Genomic DNA, 21,120 nt, shown 5'->3' with positions numbered 1-21,120 from the left:
AATTACAAAATTTCAAATACTCACAATATGAAAACCCCGCAATTCCTGCAGAAAGCCTGCATTATTTCAATCCTTGCCGCATTCTTTTTCCTTATGGATCATAACGGTGTGCTGGCTCAAACTGCCGTTGAAAAATACGGCCATCTTGGTGTAAAAGGCAATAAGGTGGTGGATAAAAACGGTAATCCTGTTCAGCTTAAAGGAATGTCTCTTTTCTGGAGCCAGGAAATAGGTAAATATTACAATTACAGCTGCATCAAATGGCTGCGTGACGACTGGAAATGTACGCTTACCCGTGCTGCTATGGCTGTTGAATACGGCGGGTACCTTACCAATCCCGACAGGGAAAGAGCTAAGGTCGATTCTGCAGTGACTGCTGCAATAAAACTGGGAATGTACATTCTTGTTGACTGGCACGACCACCATGCCCAGCGTCATACGGCGAAATCCATCGAATTCTTTACGTATATAGCCCAAAAATACGGCAAGTACCCCAATATCATTTATGAGCCTTATAATGAGCCGTTGAACAACGTTTCATGGGCCGATTCCATCAAGCCATATCATGAAGCGGTTATTAAGGCTATTCGTAAATACGATAAGGATAACCTGATCGTATGCGGAAACAAAACCTGGTCGCAGGACGTGGATGAAGCCTCATTGAATCCTATAAAAGGTAAGAACATTGCTTATTCGCTGCACTATTATGCATCCACCCACAAACAGGAACTGAGGGATAAAGCACAGAAGGCGCTTGACAATGGTGTGGCATTGTTTGTAAGTGAATATGGCACTGTGTTTGCCAATGGTAATGGCGCTATTAACTATGAAGAATCGGAAAAATGGTGGGATTTTCTTGACAAAAACCAGATCAGCTGGTGTACATGGTCGATCTGTGATAAAAAAGAATCCTCTGCAGCTCTTAAACCCGGTGCTGATGCCAAAGGCGGCTGGCCCATTGATATGCTCAATCCTTCAGGAGTATTGGTAAGGAGCGTGCTGAGAGGGGAGTATAAGAAGTAGGGAGTAAGGAGTAAGGAGTAAGGAGTAAGGAGTAGGGCAGAGTTATGAGAGGTGAGAGGTGAGCGAAAACCTGAAAGCGATCTGTCAGAGTTTGAGCGATTTCAGGATATATTGAACAATACGGTTATAATCCGGTTGGTGTATTGTTAAATTTTTAATATCATGATTCCTGAACCGGTTACTGTTGAACGGACGTTCACTATTCACCCTTCGAAATTGTGGAAAATCCTTACCGACGAATCTGAAATACAAAAGTGGTATTTCGACATTCCGGGATTCAAACCGAATGCCGGATTTGAATTCCGGTTTTATGGCGGACCGGAAGAGGGACGGCAATACCTTCACATCTGCCGGGTAACTGAGGTCATTTTTGAACGGAAACTTTCCTATACATGGCGGTATGATGGATACCCGGGCAATTCACTGGTCACTTTTGCGATAGAAAATGATAACGGGGAAAGCCGTTTGAGTCTGAAACATGAAGGACTGGAGTCGTTTCCACAGGATAATGTGGATTTTAACCGCGTCAATTTTGAAGCCGGCTGGAACCAGATCATTCACGAATCACTGGCCGGTTACATTGAAAAAGACTCGGTGATCAGCCTTGGTTGATTTCTCTAAAAAACTCGTTGTGTACCTGGCGGCGCGTAGCCTGCAGCGGCATCATCAATCACCAGGACCCAGTCAGTTTCTGTCGGTTTCTTAAATACATGGAGACCGGTAGTACCAATCTCTTCATTGCTTATGATATTACCTGTTTCCGGATTATACCACCAGCTTTTTACCATTTTACCCGAAACAGCTTCCATATTAACTGTCACATCCGAATCCGATACAATATAAGCAATCATGCAACTACTGTCAGCCGTTATAGCTGTTGTCGAATAATTCTCACTTCCCCAATCGCCGTACCCGCTAACAACAACTTTATGCTCAAAATCCGGAACCAGCAGATTCCAGGGCCTTGATCTGAACAGTCGCTGCAGGTAATCCATACTGACAGAACCCGGCAAATCAAGTTGCGTTTTCCAATCCACCAGTTCACAATAATTGGTAACGGATGAATAATGCCATATCGGGCAATTGCCAAAAATATGTCCCATGCTGCCGCATAACACCGGCCAGTATGCCTGTGCTCTTAGCTGCTGAGGCGTTGAATTATGCTCATTTTCATAAGCCGATTCCATCATGAACCAGGGCATCACCGGTGTCATTTCATAAGCCTTTTTGCAAAGCCTGTAAATCGGTTTATCATAGGAATACACATTATTTATCCGCATCCATTCCGATCCGTTCCATAAATCAGAGGGAACTCCTTCGGGTTGATTGTGAGAGGTAAATAGATGTATCGTATCAGATTCACGGATGCCTTTTACCACTTCAATAAGCTTGTCTTTTAAAGGCGAAGGATCGGCGTCTCCACCGATGCACCATATTATATTAGGATAGCGTGAATACCTTTGCCCAAGGTATTCACCCCAGGACTTCATTTCCTGAATTGAGGCTGCCTTCACCTCTGAAGCCCATCCTTCATCGCTGTAATTGTATCCCAAATACACAGGGCACAATAAAACAATCATACCGCGTTTTGCTGCAGATCCTATCACGAAATCTGCAAATGCGAAATAATCCTCATTGGGCGTCGAAAAAGGCTTTCCTGTGAAAGGAGGTTCGTTATAATAGTTTGAAGGGGCATGCGAACAGAATTTGTGTTCTATCAGGTTTACCAACAGAACAGTAAATCCCTTTTTGTTTCTGTCGTTAAGGTAAAAATTCACATCCGCACTGTCGGGCTGGGCGATTAGAGACCAGGCAGCATCCCCCGACCAGAAAAATGGCCGGTTGTCCTGGTCAGTCAGGTACCTGTTGTTTTCAGAAATTTTAAGAGGGTAATCGTAGGAGTCCTGCGCCAGGGCCGTTATAAATCCGCCTGAAACCAGGATTGAAGCTACAAGCACACGGTATAAATAATCAGAAACCATAGAGGTAAAATTCAGATAACATGTTAAGATAGTTGATTTAATCGTACCGAAAAATTTTTCTTTTTAACGCATCAATCCTTCATTTCATTCGTCTTTTATTTGAGTATCAATTTTATACTACCTTTCCAATGGAACAGCTTTCAAATCACGGAACCAAAAGTTCCCCGTTGAGAAAATTCGCCTTCATGTCGATGGTTGTAATATTGGTTTATTCGGTATTAAGCATAATTGGCTTCTACCTGTGGTTTGCTTTTCCGGTTGAAAAGATCAATGGTCTTACTTATTTCAGTGAAAAGGGACTGATCCTGTATTACCTCATCATTAATTTCAATGACATTGCCGGGGTCTTTTTACTATCACATTTGGTTTATTTCAGGTATATCAAAACAGTCAGTCCTGTAAGGGACGGCATGTGGCTTGGAGTATACCTTGTTGTATTCAGCTGGATCCTGGATCTTTTTGTTTATGTTTTTATCCGCAATACGCTACCCACAATCAAAGAATATTTTTTAGGCAAGAATCAGCCCGAAATTGGGATCGCATGGCTGGTGGCTTTTTCAGGTGCCGTTTGTGCCGGTTGGCTTCACTCATTCAACAAGGATCAGCAGTTTTCCTGGAAAAGGGCAGGCCGGGTGCTTTTGATTCTTACCCTTGCCTCATCAATGGTAACAGTCATCGGGCTCCGTTATTTTGATATCAAACCCTGATTCCTTATTGCATAAACCCGCTGTCGCTCATCCATTCAGCCATCCGTTGCGGCCAATTCCGGATGGCAGCGTATTCTGACCGGTCGCCCATATTAAATGCATGTTTGCCCCGGGCAAAGAATATAGCTTCAACAGGTACACTGGCTTTTCTGAATTTATCCAGCAAATCAAAAGTTACATCGTCACAATTGTATTCATCATCATTGGCACAGATCATAAAAGCAGGCGGCGTATCGGCAGGTACAACAGCAGGCGCATCTCCGCCCGGGTACACCATCATCAGGAAATTTGGCCTTCCGTTTAGCCGGTCAACCGGATCGGCGGCTTTCGGATCACCGTCGCCTTTGTCGAATGCCACCATCATCACCACGGCACCACCTGCTGAAAAACCAAGTATACCTAAACGATTTGGATCAATTTGGAATTCCGATGCCCTGCTCCTCACCAGTCTTACTGCCCTGTAAGCATCCTGCTGAACATTCTGAATCGAATAGGGTGAACCCTCTTCATTGGGAAGCCTGTATTTCAGTACAAACACAGTAACACCCAGGGGATTCAGGAATTCGGCCACCTGTTCGCCTTCGGCATGAAAAACAAGTTCACGGAAACCTCCACCCGGTGCAACAATTACAGCGCAACCGTTAGATTTTCCTTCAGGGGGAAGAAATACGGTAAGTGAAGGATTGTTGATGCTTTTAACCCAGTAGTCTTTCGCCTGCTCGGGAATGTTTTTACGGTTTTCAAATCCCGGGGCACCCTTTTCCCATAAAGGTATTACAACTGGTTGTGAAATAACCGTGGAAGGGAGCATAAGGCAAATAAGAGGCAGAATCAGTTTTATCATAACAGTGTATATCAGGTTTTTGAAAATTCTAAATAAAATTACATAATTGTTAAAAATATTTACCTTTAATCCATGGAATTAAAGATTTATCCTAACCCTGCCGACGATTATATCATTATAGAAACAGGTATTTCAGAACCTTCGACTTTTAAGTTGTTCGATATGATCGGTAAGATGGTACTCATCAGTGAGGTTTCGGATAAGGAAAAGCTTTCAATTAAAGATCTCGGGGAAAGCATTTATTACTACAAGCTTGTGGCCGATACAAGGCTGCAGGCAGGCAAACTCAGGCTGAACCGGTAATTGTCCACCTGGTCACGAAGCCAATTCGAACTCTTATAAATATTAATTCCTAAATCCTTCCATTATGAAAGTATTGCTTTCTCTATTTGTTTCATTGCTGTTTATTTATCCGGCAAAAACACAGAATCCTAAAAATGCTATCCCGTTGCAACCAACACAAAACGGGGAAGAGCAGCTCGACAGTATGATCTGGAGCAGTTTTCTTGGGGGCGATAACTGGAAACCTTCAAGCAAACAGTCTTACATCTATGATTCGAACGGCAAAAAATTACAGCGTGTGGGTTCGAATTGGAAAACCGACCATTGGGTGCCTTCCTGGAGGGATTCCTATTTTTATGATGAAGATGGTTATCCCTACATGATTATTGGTGAAGGTTATAATGCCGAAACTTTCATTTGGGATACAACTGAAAAGGAGGATGCCTTGTTTGATGAACGGGGGAACAAACTCAGAAGTATACTTTATGAGTTTAATACCGTCAGCAGGGAATGGGAAAAGTACAATCTGGAAGAATCTGTCTGGAATGAAGCTTGTGTACAAACAGCCTGGACAAGCAGTAATTGGAATATAGACCTTAGCCGTTGGGATACTGCGGAAAAAAGTCTTTTGTCGCTTAATATTTTCGGAAAAGACTCCATTTTGCTTAATTATGAGCGTACCGGTAACGATTCTCCCTGGAGCCCTGCTGAAAAAACGGTGCATTACTTCGACGATTCAGGAAGAGATACAGTAAGCCTGTTCCTTAAATATGAAGAAGACCAATGGAAAGACTATCTGCGCTTTGAATACGAATACCCCGAGGATGGTAAAGTGGTTAATCAGTATATTTATAACGATTCTCAATGGGACGAATTTTACAAGTATGAATATTCTTATACACAGTCGGGAAATCAGCTCATCCAGGTAACCTATTCATGGTCTGGTGAATCATGGCAACCGCTTATGCACATACAATCGTATTATTCGGCCATACAAACCAAAACATCCGAAATTAAAAGCCCTGAAATTCAGATTTACCCCAATCCTTCAAAAGATTACATCATTATTGACGGGGTAACCGATGGTGCCCGGCTGCAATTATATACCCTTGAAGGAAAACTGGTAATGAATAAAACGGTTCATTCTGAAATTGTTTCTGTTCGTGAAATCCCGAATGGAACATACATCTTCAGGCTGATGACCAATGAATACTCTCAAACCGGGAAAATACTGATTAACAGGTAAAAGCGCCTGTACTTGCTGCGACTGAACAATAGATAATTCCCATACGTTATTAAACAACTAAGTAAACCCGATGAAAATACGTTATAAACCTGTTTTGCCGGCTGTTTTTCTTTGCCTGGTGTTTTCTTTGAGCACTTTTGCCCAGTTCGATAGTCCCGTAAACCCGTTTGCCGGTGAAGGTCTGGTGATCCTTCATAACGGGGATACTCTGCACGGCAGGGTGAACTGGAGGATGAAATATGTTGAAAACAACCCGACAGAAATAAAATTCATCCCCGACGAAGGTTCACCGGTTATCTATTCCGCTTCGGATGTATCAGAAGTTGTTGTTTTTCCTGTCGATTTTGAAAGTTCAGCTGAAATGCCGGAGGAACATTATCTGAGCATGCCTTCCATGAAGAAAGGCAGCCCCGTTTTTTTTAACTGCATGATAAACGGTAAAATTGCTGTGTATCAAAACCGCAGCAGTACAGTAATGACTAATGAAGTTTCCGAAGTAACGTCGGAATTCGATGGTATTGAATTCAGGTATTCCAAAAAAGAAGGATTGACAGTTGGCCCTGTTTTTAAAGTTTCATACAATGTACTTGAAAGCAAAACAAGGTATTCCAGTTATTTTGTATCAAAAAACGGAGTAAGGCCAATTAAGGTTGAAAAAGAAAATTATGAAAATGTATTCTCTGAATTTTTTGGCGATTGTCCCGCCATTGAGCAGGAGATCGCCAAAAATCCGGATTTGAGAAAATTCAAAAACTTTTTGATCCTGGTGGAAGTTTACAATCATCTTTGTTTAGATTGAAAATTTCCGGTCACCATTGAACGGTGAGTTGATCATCCGTGTATACATTTTAGCCTGCAAATTACCGGGCTGAATACTTTCATGAATATCACCTTTGCATTAAGAAACCTCTTTAAAAGGCCTTTCCTTAACCTGGTAAAAATAGCAGGACTGGCCCTGGCATTGACAGGTATAATCCTGATCCTCCTGTATATCCGCAACGAATTATCATTTGACCGGTATCACAGGCAATCCGACCGCATATACCGATTTACGGTTACAAACCCGGGAATTTTCGAAGGAAAGCATTTTGCCCGCATTTTTACTGCTGACTATATCCCGGCCATGGCGTCTTATTTTCCCGGGATTGAAAATTATGCACGCCTGGTGCCGGTGAGGGGTGGGGTCTTGAAACACAATGACAGGTTCATTCGGGTGAATGAAGCATTTCTGTGCGACAGCACTTTTTTTGATGTTTTTGATGTTAAACTGCTGAGTGGTAATGTCGGTAAAATACTGGATGATCCGGCCTCCCTGGTGATTTCAGAAACGTTCGCCACTAAGGTATTCGGAAAATCAAACCCGGTTGGTCAAACGCTTACCTTGCCATCCGGGCAGTTTTATGGCAAAAATGTGGATTTTACGGTTAAAGCGGTCATGCAGGATTTCCCGCAGAACAGTCATCTTCACCCGGAATTCATTGCCACTCCCGGTGACAAAGGTGAATTTAACGGCTGGGCATGGACCTATTTATTGCTTCGCCCGGGAACGGAACCATCCGATATTGTAAACGGGTTTCCCAAATTCTATAAAATGCAATTGGGTAAACCTGATACAATGCTAGGCCATTTACAGCCCATTGCCGATATTCACCTTCATTCGGATAAGCTCAGGGAGATTGAGCCCAATGGAAACATTTTTGTCATTATAACACTTGCGGCGGCAGCACTTATCCTTTTGTTTATTTCCCTCACCAATTATGTTAACCTGAACCTTGGCATGGCGGTATACAGCGACCGTTTTCTTCAGATCGGCAAGGTATTCGGATCTTCCGGGTTTAACAGGATTAAGTATTACCTGGTTGAGGGATTAATCATCATTGGCTTGTCAGTTTGCCTGGGAAGCATCCTGTGCTTCTTTGCCCGGGTTTTACTTTTAAAATATTTCGCATTGAACCTGTTTAAAGGCAGTGTCGGCGTGGTAATCGTTATCACAGTATTGTTTGCGCTGCTGTGTGTATGCATGTCCATGCTGATTTTGCTGAAACATGAGTTCAACCGGATCCAGTCGGGATCAACCTTCAGTAAAAAATCAAACGGTTACCGGAAAGGGATAAGCAAAAGTCTTATCGTTGTTCAGTACGCCATATCAACTACCCTTATCGTATCGGTAATTGTAATGTCGCGTCAGACGCGTTTTGCCTTAAAAGAAAGTATGGGCAACGATGCCGGTAATATGATCTGTATGGAAGATGTGCACAGCAATGTACAGGCAAAATTCGGAATTTTCAAACAGGAGCTCCTGAAATATAACTCTGTACGTTCAGTCACGGCCATGCTTGATCCCCCGGGTGGTGAAGCCAACGATATGTTTGCTTTCGAAATGGAAGATTACAGGAAAAGCGATAAGGAAACGGATGCCAACCGGATCGGCATTTTACCCTGTGATTATTCGTTTGCCAGTGCGTTTAACCTGGATTTTCTTGCAGGTGATGATTTTTCACCTACCAACACCGACAATGAGGGTTCAGGGGAATATATGATTAACAAGTCAGCTGTCAAACGGCTTGGATATAGTGATCCGCAAGAGGTTATCGGAAAATCGTTTAAACTTTTATTTGAAGATGAAAGCATGAAATTACCTGCAGGAAAAATCATTGGTGTGGTTGAGGATTTTCATGTTTCAGGAATCAGAAAAAAAGTGGAACCGATTGTGATGTTCAAAAGGAGCGATTACTGGCTGATCAATTTTATCATATCCTTTGAGCCCGGAATGGAAAATAAAGGTTTATCGGATCTGGAAAGGGTTTGGAAAAAAATGTTTCCTGAGCATCCTTTTGAATATCGCCCGGTAAGCGCTATTTATCATCATGTTTATATGCAGGAATTGTTACAGGCCAGGTTGCTTTCGCTTTTCACAATTATGGCATTATTTATAAGCTGTATGGGCCTGCTTGGGTTGTCGTTGCTTTCCGCCCAGCGCCGTACCAAAGAAATCGGGATCAGGGTAATAAACGGTGCCACGGTGGCTCAAATCCTGATCATGCTCAACTGGTATTTCATTAAATGGATCCTAATATCTTTCGTCATAGCCATGCCTCTTGCCTGGTATGGAATGCATAAGTGGCTGGAGGGATTTGCCTATAAGAAATCGCTTGACAGCTGGATATTCATTGTTGCAGGTGCAGTTACAATAATCATTGCACTGGCAACTGTTTCGCTTCAATCCCGGAAAGCCGCCCGCCGCAACCCTGTGGAAGCGTTGAGATATGAATAGGATTTACGATTTACGATTTAGGATTTACGATTTGCGATTTACGATTTGGTGACTCTTCAGTTGCCCCGCGACTTCAGGCCGGGGATACTATTCTTTGAGTACCATCATGTCAATGGCTTTAGCCATCTCTGCTAAACAGAGGCATTAGACGGGTTATTTATGATATTGCATACCCCCGGCCTGAAGTCCGGGGCAATTCAATTGCAGCGGCCAGATTTGTCAAGCTACTAGTGACGGCTTGTTTTTCCTGCCATAATTACACAGAAAACCACTGAGCAGATACAGAGAACCACAGAGAAAACAGATTTTTTCTCTGTGAAACTCTGTGAAACTCTGTGGTATCTCTGTGAAAATGTGTTGTCATAGAGACGCACGCGCCGTGCGTCTCTACAACACCCGATAAAATTATTTCCCGTTCATCAGAATCTCTTCCGCCCTTTGCCAGTCGTCAAGTTCAGTGCCGTATTCGCCTCTTACCATTCTCTCGTTGTAGATTTGCTGGGCTTTCTCACGAATTTCTTCTTCGCTGGGAGTTTTCTTATTGGCAGGCCTGTTGCTTTTGTTCAGGGAATTTCCGCTATCCTGGTTTTTATTAGTATTTGCCTGTTTGCTTTTCGGTTGTGCTTTAGTTGTGGTTGCCATTTCTATTAACAATTAAGGTTTCTAATTACGATAACAAATTTACTCCGATAATGATGAAAGGAATTTTTAAAGTATGTTAAGAATGGGTTAAAATTTCTGATCATGATATTAATTATGAATGGTATGATGAGAAAAAAATTCTTTTATTTTTATAAAAATAACTGAAAGTCCCGTTCCAAAAGGTTACCAGGGGCTTCCGATTAATTAAACTATCTCATTCTGAATTCATCATGAAAAAAGTAATCATTTTTACAATTTCACTGATTCTTTGTTTTGGTTCATTTGCCCAGGAAAAAAAGCCTGCAATTAAAAATAAGTACATACTGCAATTGAATCCTGTTACAGGTGATGTAGAAAAGACAGATGCCGTAGACACACTGATTTGGTTAAAAAATGGGTATGGAGTGATAAGGGTCATTTATAAAGAAGGCGGATTTGACAATAAACTGGCAAAAACCGAAGAACTTGACGATTTATATACCTATCCGGTAATTAAAGGAGGTCAGGCTGCCTGGGGCATAATCGATCCCTCGGGCAAGTTCATTCTTGAACCCAGGTATTATTCAATCGATTTATGGTCAAATTTTAAGGGAATTGCCTATCGGTGGCAAAAAACCAAAAATGGATCCGGATACTATTATTCCACGTATGTAAACCTGAACAACAGGAAGGTGAAATATCTCGGAGATGCTATAGATTTTGCAAGCATGGAAGGGCCGGATTTTATCCTGGTGCGAACGATGAGTAGTGAGGAAGCATACAACGGTCGCGAAGGGTTATTTGATTCGGATTTGAGAGTCCTTATTGATACCGTTGAAGGGAGTATTAACCTTGGGAAAGGGACTGATTTATATGGCATCAGCGGCCCCCTTGACAGGCCCACCCTTGCAAATATCAACAATTCCTCGAATCCTGATTACATCACGTATTATAATCGTGCCAATGATCAATTAATCGTGTATGATAACAAGCTCAATGAGATTGTTCATCCGGGTGTTTATGAAAGTATTTCGGAATGTTACAAATACCTGGTTGCCAAAAATCACGATAGATTAACGTATGCGCTTCTTGACAGCACATTCAAACAGGTTACTGCCAACTTTCACAGCATTTATTGGGAAAACGGATATTACATTCTTGACATGAATAATGGACGATTTGCATTCGCCAATTCAGATCTGACTCCGGTAAGTGATTCTATTAATACTATTCTGACAGATATCTATCATAAAAAGTACCTGGCTGATAAGGAAAGGATTGAAAAAGCATTAGGACCGCAGAAACCCTTTTATATAGGGAAATTCAATTCCTTTGAAATTACTGTTGGCAATGAAACCTATCAATCTTCAGGCAACAAGTTTGATGATTATTTTACGATAAATGAAGTTAAGGATAACGAAGTAATTCTCAGTTTCAGTGAAGTAACCTACCAGACAAATGTGGTTGTTACTATGTACAAGCATACATGGAGTGGAACGATGTCATTGTTTGTTAAGGAAGGAAACATCCCTGTTTTAGGCAGATCGGAAGTTCCCGGATACCTGTTTTATAATATCAATGTAATTAGTTCGGGCAACGGATTAGGTAACATATCAGGCTACCTGAACCCCGGCAACTCGGAGCTTTATTTAACAGGTACCACAGATGGTAAAAGTTTTACCATAAAAGCTAAAAAGCAATATTTTTAAGGGTTCCTGCTATAGTGTTTTTTGTATGCCGGGGGTCGTAGTTTCAAAAATTAAAACGGCTGGAATTCGATATCTTTGTATAATTTAAAAGTATGACTTCGGCTAACCTTCAGAAAACTATAACGCTAAGGCATGCCATAGCACTATACGTGAGTTCTGTGCTGGGTTCAGGAATTCTTGTATTGCCCGGGCTCGCCGCGCATGTAGCAGGGCCAGCTTCATTGATAGCCTGGATAACGCTTTCGGTGGCAAGCTATCCCTTTGCATTCACTTTTGGCTCGCTGTCAGCCCGAAACCCCGAATCAGGCGGCATTTATTCTTTTGCGAAGGAAAGTTTCGGTTCGCATATTTCTTCCATTACGGCCTGGCTCATTGCCCTTTGGTATGTTGCCGGAGCACCGGCAGCTACGCTCATAGCTGCATCGTATGTTTCATTCGCCTTTCCTATCAGCAGGATGGGCCTGTATGTTTTTTCGTCCCTGATCATACTGCTTGCATTTATTATTAATTACAGGGGCATTAAATTCAGCAGCAATATCCAGCTGGTGGTAGTGGTTTCGATTGTTTTCCTGTTAGCCGGTGCCATTTTTATTTCAGTCGGAAAAGTACAGGCCGAAAATTTCCATCCGTTTTTTCCTCATGGCATACTCCCGATTGGCACTGTAGCTGCACTGATATTCTGGTCATACCTGGGGTATGAAAACGTATCGAATGTAGCGGAAGAATTTAAAAATCCTGAACGCGACTTTAACCGGAGTATTGTGGGGAGTGTGATCCTGATCGGTTTGCTTTACATAGCCATGGCGGTTGTTACCATTGGCACACAAGCTTATAAAGCAGGAAGCAGCGTGGCACCCTTTGCAGCTATTTTTTCAAATTTGTTCGGCAGGTATGGGGCCGTAGCCACATCATTGGTAGCAGTATTTATAATTTTTGGAACCGTGAATGTTTATACGGCAGGCATGTCAAGGGTCATCTACGCAGCAGCAAAAGACGGAAGCTTTCCGCGGGGGCTTACTCATATAAATTCAAAAACCTCTGTTCCTGACAGAAGCCTGTTGATGCTTTCAGGCAGTTCACTGGTCATGCTGTGGATTTATTATTTCCTGGATGTGGATCTGAAAACGGCACTCCTTATTCCCAGCAGCGCAGCAATCATCATCTATATCGTAGGCTCAGCGGCAGGAATAAAACTGCTTCCTGGAAGAAAAGCCAAAACCCTGGCCTGGTTGTCGCTTATATTCTCAGCCGCTGTACTGCCGTTTGTGGGCAAACTGGCATTGGCAGGGATATTGGTCGGGTTGGCGGGGCTTGTGTATAGCTGGTTTACTTCTTAACCCACCTCATAAATTCCTTCACGTTCTGGTAGCTGATGATGACGTCTTCTTCAAAAGGGGGCTGTAGGATTACTTTTATACGGCTTTTCGAATACGGAAGCATTTCCCTGATGGAGGAAACATTGGCAATCACTTTCCTGTTGAGGCGGAAAAATTCATAAGGATCCAGTTCCTGTTCAAGTTCCTCCATTTTTTTATCGGTAAGCAGGTTTTCGTTTTTATAAGTCTTCAGAAAAACACCACCACCCAGCGCATAGAAATAAGCAATATCTGAAGTTGGGATGATTTTAAGCTTTTTGCCTGAACGCGAAATGAACCTTTTTTTGTGCATATTCAATCCTGCCGCCGCATTGCGGATAGAATTGATGAGTTCATTATAATCGGCAACAGGCCGGGTAAACGACCTATATTTTGAAATACTCTTTTTCAGGTCGGGCAACGTTACCGGCTTTAGCAGGTAATCAATGCCATTGTGACGGAAGGCATCAATGGCATACTGGTCGTAGGCAGTTGTAAAAATTACAGGAGAAGTGAGAGTGATACGGTCGAAAATTTCAAAACACAACCCGTCGGCCAGGTGAATATCAAGGAATACCAGGTCAATTGCATTTCTTTGAAAGAATTCAACTGCTTCTTCAACGGATTGAATAATAGCAACCACTTCGATGGAAGGATCGACTTCCTTTACAAGGCTTTTCAATTGTTCAGCCTGTGGCAGTTCGTCTTCTATAATGACTGTTCTCATTTTTCCTCCCCGATCAGTGGTATCTCGGCACAAAAATGTGTTTCATCGGTAAAATGATGAATATCCTTTCCGACGAAACTCTTATAACGCTCTTCCAGGTTTTTCAAACCGGTACCCGTCGTTTCGGGATTAATTCGTGGCTGAAAGTTATTCCGCACAACAAGCAGGTTCCGTTTTTCATCCACGTACACATCAATTTTAAGAGGCGATGTAACATTCGTTTTATTATGCTTGAGTGCATTTTCAACGAGCAGTTCAAGGGTAAGGGGCAGAATAAATGCCGGGTGAAATCGTTTTTCAACCGAATTGTTGTATTCGAAGCCATCCCCGAACCTTATTTTCTGCAAGAACATATAGGAATCGATGAATGCCAGTTCTTCACCCAGCGTTACAAGGTCATTGCTGTTCACTTCGAGGAAGTACCTGTAAATACCTGAAAATTCAGCTACATATTTTTCTGCTTTTACTGGATCGGTGCGGATGAGTGAAGCGAGCGTCCCCATACTGTTAAACAGGAAATGGGGATTCACGTGGTTTTTCAGGGCATCAAACTTCGATCGCAAATTTTCACGTTCCAGGTCGGCAGCTCTTGTAAGTTGCTCTTTCCACTTAAAGAAAAGCAGGATGGCTTCATGAATGAGCTGAACTATAGCGACGACAATGAAAACACCGATACGGATAGGCCGCATGTTGTGCCAGTATTCAGGCCCCCAGCCGAATACCCAGCGGGCCATGAAATAGATAAGCAGGGAACAAAACAAGCTGAAAAGGAGGATCATGAGCAATCCGAAAATAATATGAAGGGCCGGGTTCTTTTCCCATTGAAACCAACGCCAGATCAGGCTTACAACATTCCGTGTAAATGACCAGGTAATTATGGATGTAACATTCGAAACAAGCATCCATTTCAGGAAATTCGGATCAGACGGTCTGGCCCCGAAAAGGAACGGAAAGCCGATACCTACCAGCGGTATGCCGATGACCAGGATCCACCTGTCACTGAAACTTTTAGGTTTATTATGGTGCATGATACGGCAAGTTAAGAATTATATCGTCATTAGTAGTAAGCAACCCTAATTAAGATCACCCAATGATATGACAACCATGGGCTTTTATAAAAGCTACGAAGTAGCGAGATCTGAATAACCGCGGGTGAAACCCGTGGATTGTGATGCCAGTAGACAAGAACCCTGAAAGGGTTCAATTTAAATTATGCATAATTCAACTCTTTCAGAGTTGTGTTTGTCATCGTTCACCGTACCACGGGTTTCACCCGCGGTTATTCAAATTGAACCCTTTCAGGGTTATTCATTAGTATACAATGAATTACGAAAATTTGTCATTAATAGGAGCTTGATAATGTTTTAAATTATACCCTAAAGTATTGCGACGAAGCAATCTGCCCGCACAGGAAATACTTCACCAAGAAATCGGCGCCGCTTTTTCTAATGTTTTGCCTGTGCAGGCAGATTGCTTCTGACCGTAGGAACCGGTCATCGCAATGACGGCTCCTAGTCACAGCCCTTCACCACTTCCCTCGCGTACTCCAAGCCCCATGCCGGCGCAATGGGATCGGTAACGCTTACTGCTTCAAACCGGGCAATGGCTTCCTTTACAAGCGGGCATCCGCTTTTCTTGCCCCCGCCGAAGGCTTCGGGAGTGTGAAGCAGGTTTACCCCTTTCCACAGGTAAGCCCTTGGATTGGCCGGATTGATACCGGTGGCCTTGTCGAAATAGTCCATGGTTTCCTGGAAAAACTGGAAACCACGTACCAAGGGCTTAATGTTCATACGGGCCTGCAGTACAAATGCTTTCATTACAAGGACCTCATCATTTCCGGGTGCCATGTCAAAGGCCTTATCGACTTCTTCCTGTGCCCTGTCGACCCACTTATCACAAATATCCTCATCATGGTTCAGGTGACTGATGCGTGCAAAGCACCATGCGGCATAATAGTGAGGAAGCCATTGATCGGTATTTACACCGCCAATGCGGATAAAATAGTTGGCTGCCTGCAACAGGGTTTGTTCGGTTGAGGCTGTATCAGCCATAATTTTAGCGATCAGCATATTTTCAGTATATGCGTCACCGGTTGATCTGGCGCTGAGTGACACACTTAGCGCTAAAAAGAAGAATGCAATAGTTGTTTTCATAACAGGATTTATTAATCGTTATACATATTGATAAAAATTCCGATAAAAAGACTTCGTTTTTCTGTCCGGTATACACTGAAAGGCTCATCCATATTGGGAATCCGCATATAGCCAAGCACTTTGTCGTAGCCGGTGATGTTTTGCCATGAAAGAAAGATTAGGGCAGGCTTATGTAATATCAGCGCCGGTTTGATGAGGCTGATATCGATCCCATACCGGGCCGGGATAGCTAATGATTTCCGGGCCTCACTGTCATCCTGGTATTCAAACCACCGGGGTGACGAATAACTCAGGCTTGCACTGGCAATAAAACCGGGACCGGCAAACCAGTACTTTCCCACCACTGTAACCGAATGGGCTGAAATGTAATCAGGAGTGACCAGCTTATTTTTAATGATTGTTTTTCTTTTACTGTCGCAGTAAGAATAAGACACCCACCAATCGAGGTTTTCAATGGTTGTCTTGTCCCTGTAAAAAAGCTCGAATCCTTTTGCATAACCTGCGTTGTTCTTTAGGACAACCGCTGGCTCATATTCCGACAGCAGTGTACCGTAGTGTTTAAAATAGAGCTCTGCCCTGAGGGTCCTTTCGTTCAGTTGGTACTGGTAATTGAAAAGATAATGGGATGCTTTTTCATGAGATAACCCGTGTGGATTATACAACATTTCCATATTGTCGGGAAGTTGGTTGAATGTTCCGTAAGAAAGGGAAACCTGGCTGGCCATGGAGAACTTGTAAGCCAGGGATATTCTCGGAGCCAGGTTATTTCCGGCATATTGCGAAAATTCCGATCTCAGTCCTGCCCGTAATGCGAATTTATCCTTTATTGTGGCCTCCGCCTCGGTAAACAGGGCCAGCAAATTGTCGTTAACAGCGGAGTGAATGGTATCTGACCGGCCATAGAGGAACGTTCCCAGGTATTCCCCACCGGCCAGGAGCCGTATATCGTTAGTAAGGCTGTTTCTGAAGGTAACTTTTGCCTGGGCCAGTTGTGTCGACCGTGCTTTGGGTGTGCCGGCATAAGTGATATGATCAAAGTTTCCCGACAGGGAGGCTCCTGCAAACACTGAACTCCGGTCGTCCTTCAGATACGTCGTGTAGTTTCCGTTGAAGATAAAATTCCGGTTTGTAATAGTAAAATCCACAGGCTTCAATGATTCTGTGTGGTTCAGACGGATCCCGGTTTTAGTCTCCGAGACGTCGGCAAACATTTTAAGCATGCTGTTTTTACCGGGCTTATACCGGAAAACAAGGCGTAATTCCTTGATCTGAGGCGATTTTAACCAGTTTGTTCTTGTACCCGAGAGGGAATGGTATACGCTCAGGTCGTTATAGCTGACATTGGTATTCAGCGAAGCTTTGTTCCACCGTTGGGTATGGAACACATTGCCCCCAAAGCAATGAATACCACCTCCGCTTTTTGAAGAATCAGCCATTCCCCGGCTGTTTAGTATAAGCACCGATGACAATGCCTGGCCATATTGTGCCGAATATCCTCCGGCACTGAATGTGGTTCCTGAAAACAGGAAAGGATCCAGACGTCCATGTTGCTTTAGCGAGGGAACATTGGAATAGTAAGGATCAGGGAAAATAAGGCCATCCATAATGTATTTCGATTCCCTTCCTGAACCGCCGCGTACGAAAAGTCCTTCGGTGTACCCCACACGCTGAGTGCCGGGAAGTGTTTCAATCGTGGCCTGTATATCGCCGGCCGTACCAGCTGTAGTGCCAAGGTCTCGGGATTTGAACAACTCTGCCTTGCCCTGGTCGCCTGCAGCAAATGTTCCTGCAGTAATCACAGCGGGAGATAGAGATGCATAAGCCTCTTTAAGCCTGAATTTTAAAAATGACACCGGCTTGCCTGGATCAATATCCATGATGGCCGGTTCAAGTCCGACGGAAGTGACGGTAATCTGAACGGGACCTGTAAGTTTTGTCTTTATTTCAAAACGGCCGGAATCGTCGGTTACTGTGCCTTCATACGTGCCGGCAATGGCTACGCTGGCATACGCAACGGGATTGTCCTTCTGATCGGAAACGCTGCCTCGGATAACGGTTTGCGAAAGTACCGGTGAGGAATTGAAGATCAGGACAACCGGTAAAAAAAATAAGGATAACGTAAAGGTTTTCATCGGGATGTTGAATTTTATCCCGAAAATAGGGTGCTGTGAACCCGGATGAAAATTGAAGTGAATGAAATGGGAAATTCAGGGGGTGAAACGGGCAAATATTAGAAGTGTATTACACAGAGGAAACAAGAGCAGGCACAGAGAACCACAGAGAATCACTTATTATACTTCCTGGTCCTCTGTGATAGCTCTGGCAACTCAGTGTAATATTCTACGGAATAACCGTATCAGGGCCATTTGGTACTCTTGATTGAGAAGACTGAATTTTGGCCTCGACAGGTGTTATTTTCGCCGGGTTAATCATCTTGCGTATATTATATCCATACCAGGTTCCGGGGACACCATCTATGGAAACAAAGAGATAACCGGCGGCATAGGACAACGAATAGCCGAAATTACCGACAGGAATTTTGAGGTTTTTCTCAAAACTTCCGTCCAGTTTATAAACATGAATGGTACCGGTTGCCGGGTCCCAGGTATAGAAATATTGGTCATCCACTGCTACTGCACCGTTCGAGCCATTCAAGCTGCCCGATTCAATATTTTCAAAGGTGTCAACAAGAGTCCCGTCTGATAATTTATACTTTTTCAGCACACCGTTGTAGAACGCATAATAAAATTCGCCGTCATCACTGATGGCGGTAGTCGACTGGTAGTAGTCGTAAGAATTGGGCAGTATTTTTGTAAAGGTTCCGTTATCCAGGCTGGTAATTTTATAAATATTTCTTTCAGCAGTGGAAGCTTCAAACCCCGATACATAAAAATTGCCATCCGCTTTATTGTACATAAGTCCCCTCATATCAATCGCAATAGGATAAGCCTTGATAAAATCACCACTAAGGGTGTATTTATTGATGTTACCATTGGTATAATTACCACCATTGCATGTATAATAATAATTGCCATCAGTTGCCAGATGGATCAGGTGAGTGATATTGTTATCAGGAAAGGAGGTTGTTAAAACCGGCTCGTGTAATTCAATAATTTCATTCCCGGTAACCGGATTCTTCCATTGAGGAATACCATCAGCCATAGTCAGAACTTGTCCGTCAGTCCCCGGGGAAACCGGCTTCCAGCCTGTTCCGTCAAAATACAGCACATTTCCCTTCACCGGAACTGAATCAGATTTTACAATATTTTCAGGCATAGCCGCATTTTTGGCATACAGGGCATACGGCACACTCAGGATCTGCTGAGTGCCAGTGAGGCTATAGTTAGTTCCTCCCGCAGGATCCATTTCAGTTTTGAGATAATAAGGACCTTTTGCCCAGTCGACATCCTCAAGTTTGCCGGTAACAGCTGTGCCATTACCAATTTGCAACATAGCCAGGCCGTTTTCATTTGTCGTCACCTGTTGTGTCTCGACAAACACTGCCGCTCCGAATTCATTCGTCATTAAAACCTGTATCCGGAATCCTATGGGTGTGCTTTTTAAAAGTTCGCCTTCAGCATTGCGGACTACTGCCTGAAAACTAATTTTTTCAGGTGGTTGGGCAAGAACGATTAACACCACACAGAAAAATACAATTGAGGTAAAGATTTTTTTCATAGAAGGTTAGTTTTTAATGACTTTAAAAATCTTCAGATTTCCTGAAGGATTCCTCACGATAAGAATGTAAACCGATGGCTTGTAATTACGGAGTGAAATTGCCGTTTCGGTTTTCAATACAGGGGCAGCTTCAAGCTCTGTCCCGTCAGAGTTTAGTAAACACCAGGAAAGATCACCCGTGTTTACTCCGGTAGTTTTCAGGATTACCATGTTGGTTGTGGGATTCGGGTACAAGTCGAAAATCACACCTTCGCCAGGTATAGATTCAGAGTTCGTTTGCAGTGGAGTGTCAAAGGGTTGCTGGACTCCGGCGATAAGAACAGAATTCTCATCTGATATTACACCGTAATCGAACTGTCCGACTGTTGCGCTCATTGAACCTGCCTTGCCGGAAATATCGAAACCTGAAACTGCAAAAGACTGCTGACCCGAACACCAGCATAACCAGCATAAGGACATCACAACGCATCCAACAAGATGTTTCAAGGACGGATACTATTAAGTTAATACTTGAAATACTGGGAAGTCGTTCTTCATATATTACGGAACGACGGGGAGATTAATCTCAAAACAGATGTTTATGGCATTTGTTCAGAAAACATCTATTAAGCAGTTAGTTGAATCTGATGGTTTATTTTTAATTTTAATTCATAAGAATTTATATCAGCAAAAATGAAACGTCTTCCTTTCATGCTTATTACGGCATCCTGTTTTTTGCTTACATTTTCACTGGATGCCCAATTCATCGGGCGGTTCAATACACAAAATGATCTGCTCCTGGTCCAGTTCGACTGCAAAACCGATGTAGATGACGTGGAGAGTGCGGCAGCACTGGCTACTTTATTAAGCAACACTGGATTTTCAGCGGTTCGTTACCATGCAGTGGCCGGAACATACGGAATCCAGGAGGGACTTTATGTTCCTGCCAACGAGTTGTTTCAGCTTGCCTTCGGAACCAACTGGACCGATGCCAATGAAAACCGGCAGGCTGCCGTGCGAAAAGTTGTGGCAATCATTAAAAATACCTTTTCAGGCGGTGGTGATGTGTGGATTGGTGAAGCCGGGCAGTCTGATTTCACAGCGCTGCTCATTAAATCCGTTCAGTCAGAAATGCCGTTAATCATTACAAAACAGCGATTTCATGTGGTTCAGCACGCTGACTGGAATGAACAGTCGACCTCACCTGAAAGTCTTCAGTATGTAAAAGAAAATTCAGACTATCATAAAATTCCCGACGGCAATACAGTCGGGAACGGAAGTCCCGGATTTCGTACGCCGGAATATACCGCCTGGAAAAGCAAAATTGCAGATCAAAAATTAATTGCCGTTTGGCAACTTGCTGTGGACATATGTAACCGATACAATGGGATGGAAGGCCGCTATAAAAATGAATCCATTTCCTCCGGAGGGCTTGATTTTTCTGATCTTTCAGAGGTTTGCTGGATTTTCGGGCTGGAGAAGATAAAGGATACGGAAGAGTTTTTCAGGTTGTATTCAAAGTAATTTTCTTCGTCAGGCC

The 21,120-nt window shown here is 43.2% G+C and carries 19 protein-coding genes; 10 read left to right on the top strand and 9 right to left on the bottom strand.

Annotated features, from left to right (window positions below; all coding sequences use genetic code 11):
• Positions 1-27: 27 nt before the first annotated feature.
• Together VK179_05375 and VK179_05370 are read left to right on the top strand one after the other, a co-directional pair.
• Positions 28-1,023 carry a glycoside hydrolase family 5 protein gene (locus VK179_05375; GenBank protein HLO58149.1) on the top strand — a complete coding sequence of 332 codons (996 nt, stop codon included), beginning with the start codon at positions 28-30 and terminating at the stop codon, positions 1,021-1,023.
• 162 nt (positions 1,024-1,185) lie between these two features.
• Positions 1,186-1,635, top strand: a complete 450-nt coding sequence (locus VK179_05370) for an SRPBCC domain-containing protein (GenBank protein ID HLO58148.1) — start codon at positions 1,186-1,188, stop codon at positions 1,633-1,635.
• 5 nt (positions 1,636-1,640) lie between these two features.
• Here VK179_05370 and VK179_05365 read toward each other — a convergent pair whose 3' ends face one another.
• Positions 1,641-3,005: a DUF4038 domain-containing protein gene (locus VK179_05365; GenBank protein HLO58147.1), complete on the bottom strand. Its 1,365-nt coding sequence runs from the start codon at positions 3,003-3,005 to the stop codon at positions 1,641-1,643.
• Between the two features lie 128 nt (positions 3,006-3,133).
• Here VK179_05365 and VK179_05360 point away from each other — a divergent pair, with 128 nt between their 5' ends.
• The gene (locus tag VK179_05360) at positions 3,134-3,712 is read left to right on the top strand and encodes a hypothetical protein (GenBank protein HLO58146.1); all 579 of its coding nucleotides are present in this window, start codon (positions 3,134-3,136) and stop codon (positions 3,710-3,712) included.
• Positions 3,713-3,716: 4 nt separating this feature from the next.
• Here the strand turns inward: VK179_05360 and VK179_05355 are convergent, their stop codons facing one another.
• Positions 3,717-4,556, bottom strand: coding sequence for an alpha/beta hydrolase (locus VK179_05355; protein ID HLO58145.1), 840 nt, complete (start codon positions 4,554-4,556; stop codon positions 3,717-3,719).
• 72 nt (positions 4,557-4,628) lie between these two features.
• Between VK179_05355 and VK179_05350 the strand changes: the two genes are divergently transcribed.
• The 4 genes from VK179_05350 (at position 4,629) to VK179_05335 (ending at position 9,358) form a co-directional block, all read left to right on the top strand.
• Positions 4,629-4,859 (top strand): T9SS type A sorting domain-containing protein, encoded by a 231-nt coding sequence (locus tag VK179_05350; protein ID HLO58144.1) that lies wholly within the window; start codon positions 4,629-4,631, stop codon positions 4,857-4,859.
• Positions 4,860-4,923: 64 nt separating this feature from the next.
• The gene (locus VK179_05345) at positions 4,924-6,084 is read left to right on the top strand and encodes a T9SS type A sorting domain-containing protein (GenBank protein ID HLO58143.1); all 1,161 of its coding nucleotides are present in this window, start codon (positions 4,924-4,926) and stop codon (positions 6,082-6,084) included.
• Positions 6,085-6,154: 70 nt separating this feature from the next.
• A complete protein-coding gene (locus VK179_05340; GenBank protein HLO58142.1) occupies positions 6,155-6,883 on the top strand; it encodes a hypothetical protein in 729 nt (242 codons plus the stop codon).
• Positions 6,884-6,964: 81 nt separating this feature from the next.
• Complete coding sequence (locus VK179_05335; GenBank protein ID HLO58141.1) at positions 6,965-9,358, top strand: ABC transporter permease; 2,394 nt, start codon at positions 6,965-6,967, stop codon at positions 9,356-9,358.
• Positions 9,359-9,763: 405 nt separating this feature from the next.
• Here the strand turns inward: VK179_05335 and VK179_05330 are convergent, their stop codons facing one another.
• Complete coding sequence (locus VK179_05330; protein ID HLO58140.1) at positions 9,764-10,000, bottom strand: hypothetical protein; 237 nt, start codon at positions 9,998-10,000, stop codon at positions 9,764-9,766.
• A gap of 230 nt (positions 10,001-10,230) precedes the next feature.
• Between VK179_05330 and VK179_05325 the strand changes: the two genes are divergently transcribed.
• Positions 10,231-11,688 carry a hypothetical protein gene (locus tag VK179_05325; GenBank protein ID HLO58139.1) on the top strand — a complete coding sequence of 486 codons (1,458 nt, stop codon included), beginning with the start codon at positions 10,231-10,233 and terminating at the stop codon, positions 11,686-11,688.
• 92 nt (positions 11,689-11,780) lie between these two features.
• Entirely contained in the window at positions 11,781-13,025 is a 1,245-nt protein-coding gene (locus tag VK179_05320) for an amino acid permease (GenBank protein ID HLO58138.1), read from the top strand.
• Here the strand turns inward: VK179_05320 and VK179_05315 are convergent.
• From VK179_05315 to VK179_05290, 6 genes are all read right to left on the bottom strand, one after another.
• Positions 13,015-13,770, bottom strand: a complete 756-nt coding sequence (locus VK179_05315; GenBank protein HLO58137.1) for a LytTR family DNA-binding domain-containing protein — start codon at positions 13,768-13,770, stop codon at positions 13,015-13,017. The genes VK179_05320 and VK179_05315 overlap by 11 nt on opposite strands.
• Complete coding sequence (locus tag VK179_05310; protein ID HLO58136.1) at positions 13,767-14,798, bottom strand: histidine kinase; 1,032 nt, start codon at positions 14,796-14,798, stop codon at positions 13,767-13,769. Before VK179_05310 ends, VK179_05315 begins: the two co-directional genes overlap by 4 nt.
• A gap of 483 nt (positions 14,799-15,281) precedes the next feature.
• On the bottom strand, positions 15,282-15,923 hold the full coding sequence (locus VK179_05305; protein HLO58135.1) for a hypothetical protein: 642 nt from the start codon (positions 15,921-15,923) through the stop codon (positions 15,282-15,284).
• A gap of 11 nt (positions 15,924-15,934) precedes the next feature.
• Positions 15,935-18,055: a carboxypeptidase-like regulatory domain-containing protein gene (locus VK179_05300; protein ID HLO58134.1), complete on the bottom strand. Its 2,121-nt coding sequence runs from the start codon at positions 18,053-18,055 to the stop codon at positions 15,935-15,937.
• A gap of 208 nt (positions 18,056-18,263) precedes the next feature.
• Complete coding sequence (locus VK179_05295; GenBank protein ID HLO58133.1) at positions 18,264-19,601, bottom strand: hypothetical protein; 1,338 nt, start codon at positions 19,599-19,601, stop codon at positions 18,264-18,266.
• Between the two features lie 6 nt (positions 19,602-19,607).
• The gene (locus tag VK179_05290) at positions 19,608-20,087 is read right to left on the bottom strand and encodes a T9SS type A sorting domain-containing protein (GenBank protein ID HLO58132.1); all 480 of its coding nucleotides are present in this window, start codon (positions 20,085-20,087) and stop codon (positions 19,608-19,610) included.
• 186 nt (positions 20,088-20,273) lie between these two features.
• Here VK179_05290 and VK179_05285 point away from each other — a divergent pair, with 186 nt between their 5' ends.
• On the top strand, positions 20,274-21,104 hold the full coding sequence (locus tag VK179_05285) for a hypothetical protein (protein HLO58131.1): 831 nt from the start codon (positions 20,274-20,276) through the stop codon (positions 21,102-21,104).
• Positions 21,105-21,120: the final 16 nt, after the last annotated feature.

Source organism: Bacteroidales bacterium, from assembly GCA_035299085.1.
In the GTDB taxonomy this organism is placed as follows: domain Bacteria; phylum Bacteroidota; class Bacteroidia; order Bacteroidales; family UBA10428; genus UBA5072.
The sequence above is the reverse complement of the archived record's forward strand: the minus strand, read 5'-3'. Positions and strand labels throughout refer to the sequence as shown.